The 4,463-nt window shown below is 54.9% G+C and carries 4 protein-coding genes and 1 tRNA gene; 3 read left to right on the top strand and 2 right to left on the bottom strand.

Annotated features, from left to right (window positions below):
- Together ACESMD_RS09070 and ACESMD_RS09065 are read right to left on the bottom strand one after the other, a co-directional pair.
- Nucleotides 1-74: transfer RNA gene (locus ACESMD_RS09070), tRNA-Gly, on the bottom strand.
- A gap of 470 nt (nucleotides 75-544) precedes the next feature.
- Nucleotides 545-952, bottom strand: coding sequence for a CBS domain-containing protein (locus ACESMD_RS09065; protein ID WP_372612411.1), 408 nt, complete (start codon nucleotides 950-952; stop codon nucleotides 545-547).
- A gap of 354 nt (nucleotides 953-1,306) precedes the next feature.
- On the opposite strand from ACESMD_RS09065, the gene ACESMD_RS09060 reads away from it, so the two are divergent.
- The 3 genes from ACESMD_RS09060 (at nucleotide 1,307) to ACESMD_RS09050 (ending at nucleotide 4,387) form a co-directional block, all read left to right on the top strand.
- A complete protein-coding gene (locus ACESMD_RS09060; RefSeq protein ID WP_372612409.1) occupies nucleotides 1,307-1,828 on the top strand; it encodes a YqaE/Pmp3 family membrane protein in 522 nt (173 codons plus the stop codon).
- A 368-nt stretch (nucleotides 1,829-2,196) separates the two neighbouring features.
- On the top strand, nucleotides 2,197-3,285 hold the full coding sequence (locus ACESMD_RS09055) for an ABC transporter ATP-binding protein (RefSeq protein WP_372612413.1): 1,089 nt from the start codon (nucleotides 2,197-2,199) through the stop codon (nucleotides 3,283-3,285).
- A gap of 1 nt (nucleotide 3,286) precedes the next feature.
- Complete coding sequence (locus ACESMD_RS09050) at nucleotides 3,287-4,387, top strand: ABC transporter ATP-binding protein (protein WP_372612407.1); 1,101 nt, start codon at nucleotides 3,287-3,289, stop codon at nucleotides 4,385-4,387.
- The last annotated feature ends 76 nt before the right edge of the window (nucleotides 4,388-4,463 follow it).

Raw genomic sequence — 4,463 nt, 5'->3', positions numbered from 1 at the left:
TGGAGCGGGTGAAGGGAATCGAACCCTCGTCTTAAGCTTGGGAAGCTTCTGCTCTGCCATTGAGCTACACCCGCAGTCGGTTTCCATCGTAATTCCAGTCACTTGCCCTTGCAAGCGGCTGGTCGAGCACCTTGGATTGCTGTCCCTGATCCCGCCTGTTTCATCACGGCGGCCATCGGGCGGGGTTTCCGGCCTTCTCGCCGCCGCTTACCCCGTCACCTGCTTGACGGCTTCGATCTCTTGAATTCAGGTCTCTGTGCCACTGCAAAAAAATTATACCGGCTCGAGAACTTTTGGCATGAGGGCTGTCTGATGTTCTGCAGACGATAAGGCGATAGCAGTCGCTAGATAAGGCGATAGCAGTCGCTAGTAGTGTCGTTCTGATATTTGATTCGATCGCATTCTTGCCGCCTCACCACCGAGGCGGCTCTCTTTTTTGTGCTTGTTCAGAAAGTTGCCAGCACACAAACACGTGGCAGTGACGGTAACGCCATTGCCTCGTCGCTTGGGCTAAGCCGGGGGCACGGTGGACAGGAGTTCGCTCTCAGTTGTGACGCATCCGCAGTACGGCACTGAGTACATCGCGCCGTGTGACGATGCCCACCAGCCGGCTCTGCTCGACCACGGGGTACACCTTGGGTTTGGCGCCCAGCATCTCCTGGGCCAGATCAGTGATGCTCTTGTTGGGGGGTACCGATAGCACCTCGTTGCGCATCAATTCCCTCACCAGCGGTGGTTCCTCGTTGAGGTAGGAGCTTTCCAGCACCTTGCCAAGCACATCCCGCTCAGAGATGAAGCCGATCAGGTGGTCGCGCTCGTCGACAACGGGAACGCCGGGTAGCCGATGAATCGCCAGGCCTTCTGCCAGGGTGGAAACCGACGTCTTCCCGGTGACTCGATAACAGTCACGGGACATGATGTCGCGCACGATGGTGGGAGCCTTGTTGGGCATAGCTTGCCTCCTTGTACCGGCACTGATAGCCAGAAACCTAAGTTGCCTCTCGCTTGTGACGCGAGTGGGTGGCGTGCACCTCCGCAGGTATCGGTCACACTACCCGTCGGACCTGTTAACCAGCATAGCTGACTCATGGATGGAAAAATGTCGTTCCGCCAGCGATGTACTAACGCTGTGAAGTTCTTCTGACAGAGGTAACGCCGTGGGGGATAGCTGTTTCGGAACCGTCGAGACGCTCGTGGCTCCAATCACTAACATCCGGTTCTAGCCTGTGCCTTGCAGTCATCGTTCCTCAACCCAAGGTCATAATGGACTAGCCTGTTCAAAAGATTGACCCAAGGAGTCTCGTCGATGGATGCCAGAGAGTATCTTGCCCGCCAGGGGATAGAGTTGGATCGCGACAAGGAACGCCCCAATACCCTGGAGGAAAAGGCCTGGTCCCGTGCCCGTGAGGCAGGTGATCACCGACCCCGTGCCGGTACACCTCACGACTGGGAGGACTGGGAGCGGCATCATGAGGACCTGGCCGCCGGTGCCGAGCAGATCGATCAGAAGATTGATCATGAGGCACATCGCCAGGCTTTGGACCACCAGGACGAGGATGGGGTCGCGCATTTTACCCCTGCGGCAGGAGATAGCCTGTCCGTTGAACACCCAGTTGCCGCCGATGAGGCTTCGTTCGTCAGTCGCCTGTCCTCGGGTCGTCCCGGTCCTGCCCTCATGGTGTTGGCGGTGCTTTTGCCTCCGTTATCCGTTGGGCTTGCTCATGGTGGTGTTCAGCGCATCGTCATCAATCTGGCCCTTACTCTCCTGGGGTGGCTCCCTGGCGTTCTACATGCGCTCTGGTGGGTGCAACGCCTCAGGCATGATTGACCTGCATGATCGATTTCGAACCTCTCCTTTCGCGCGATAGATAATCTGTCGCCTCTTCAAGGTATTTCGCTCCCTGCCCGTCACCAAGCGGATGAGAGCATTATCTCTCAATGTGTAAGACTAATGTATAAGCCAATCAATGTTCGGGGTGCATTGCTCATTTCGGGGCTCTGGGCTAGTCTGATTATCGGAAACGAACATTAACGTCCATACAATGACGAAAACAGAACATTTTGACCTTCGATTTCATTTTTCAGCATGAGATGGCCATCACAGGTGATCATATCCTCGGTTCGTCCCAATTGACCCATCACCCTGTATCACGATGGTGTCAGCCACCGAAAAACAATGATGACAATGAGTTAAACATGTCCCTGATCCTTGAAAACATCGATCATGTGGTTAACGGGGCCACACACATCGAAGGTATAGACCTCGAGCTTGCGCCGGGTTCCTTCAACGTGTTGCTGGGCCGGACACTGGCCGGAAAGACCACCCTGATGAGGCTCATGGCCGGTCTCGAGCAACCGACTCGTGGCCGTGTCTTGATGAATGGTGAGGACGTGACCGGCGTATCGGTCCGCAAGCGCAACGTCTCCATGGTTTATCAGCAGTTCATCAACTACCCCGCCCTGACCGTATACGACAACATTGCCTCCCCCCTGAAACTGGCCAAGTATGATCGGTCAGAGATCGATCGCCGGGTCCGCGAGACCGCGGAGATGTTGCATATCGAGGCCATGCTCGACCGCATGCCTCTTGAGCTTTCAGGTGGGCAGCAGCAGCGGACCGCCATGGGTCGTGCGCTGGTCAAGGATGCTGACCTGGTGCTTTTCGATGAGCCTCTGGTCAACCTCGATTACAAGTTGCGGGAAGAGTTTCGCGAGGAGCTTCGCGAGCTTTTCAAGGCCCGAAATTGCATCGCCGTCTACGCCACCACCGAGCCCAATGAAGCCTTGGCGTTGGGGGGCAATACGGCAGTCCTTCATGAGGGACGGCTGCTTCAATACGGCCGTACCGACGACGTCTACCATCGACCGCGTGGCATTCTAAGCGCCGAAATGTTCTCTGAACCCCCGATCAACATGATCAAGGGCATTATTTCCGGCAAGGAGATCACCTTCGACAAGAATGCCCGCTTCCCTTTGAATGACGATCTGGGGACCCTGGCCCCAGGTGAGTACCACTTCGGGGTTCGCCCATCGCATATCACCTTGAAGCCCGACACGGAGCATGACATGGAGGTCAAGGTCAAGGTGGAGTTGGCAGAAATCAGTGGCTCTGAAACCTTCCTTCACGTCCACAATGACCTCTTTGACATGGTCGTACATCTGGCGGGAGTGCATAACTTCGATTTTGATGAGTCCATTTCCATCTATTTTCCGACTCACAAGGTCTATGCCTTCGACAAGCAGGGCGCCGTAGTTCATATCCCGTCACATCTGGGAGGTCTATGAGATGGCAGAAATCACTCTCAAGGGACTTGCTCACAGCTACCTGGCGAATCCGTCATCCCCGGAGGACTATGCCATCCGCGAAATGGATCACGTCTGGCACCAGGGCGGTGCCTATGCCCTTCTCGGACCCTCTGGCTGCGGAAAGTCGACGCTGTTGAATATCATCTCAGGCCTGCTGACTCCATCCGAAGGCGAAGTGGTATTCGATTCGAATGTCGTTAATGAATTACCACCGGAAGAGCGCAATATTGCTCAGGTTTTTCAGTTTCCGGTCATTTACGACACCATGACAGTATTCGATAATCTTGCCTTCCCGTTGCGCAATATAAAGACACCTGAAGACAAGGTAAAAGTGAAAGTCAAGGAGATTGCGGATATCCTTGACCTGACTGCACTGTTGAAACGCAAAGCCAAGAACCTGACTGCCGACGAGAAGCAGAAGGTATCCATGGGTCGTGGGCTGGTGCGTGACGATGTCTCGGCGATCCTGTTCGATGAGCCCCTGACCGTCATCGATCCGCAGCTCAAGTGGAAGCTGCGTCGCAAACTCAAGGAAATCCACAAGCGATTCAATATCACCATGATCTATGTCACACATGATCAGCTCGAGGCGTCGACCTTTGCTGACAAGATCGCGGTGATGTATGAGGGGCAGGTAGTGCAATTCGGGACACCGCGTGAGCTCTTCGAGGTCCCGGCTCATACCTTTGTAGGCTATTTCATCGGTAGCCCGGGCATGAATTTTCTCGATGTCGAGTTGACCGCTTCCGGTGCCAGGAGTCACGGCATTGACCTGTCACTCAGCCCTGGCTTGCAGCGCGCCATGCGGCAACACAATTCACACAATATAAAATTAGGAATTCGTCCTGAGTTCATCAACGTGTCGGACACGTCCGAAAAAGATGGGTTCGAGGTCCGTGTCGGTATTATCCAGGATTTCGGCACCTATTCCATCATGTCATTCCAGCTCGGTGATCAGTGGTTGAAGGCGCGCCTCGACGAAGATCAGGTCATTACCGGTGACACGGCCTTCGTGAGATTTCCCGAGGAGTGGCTGGGATTGTACATCGATGAGCATCGCGTGGAGGTGGGGAATGAATAACAAGGTATACAATAATCGGGCATGGTTCCTCATCCTGCCCATGCTGATCCTGGTGGCGTTCTCGGCCATCGTACCC

Origin of the sequence: Halomonas sp., assembly GCF_041689495.1 — a bacterium.
GTDB lineage: Bacteria > Pseudomonadota > Gammaproteobacteria > Pseudomonadales > Halomonadaceae > Halomonas.
Note: the sequence above shows the minus strand (reverse complement) of the source record. Positions and strands in the feature narration are given on the sequence as shown.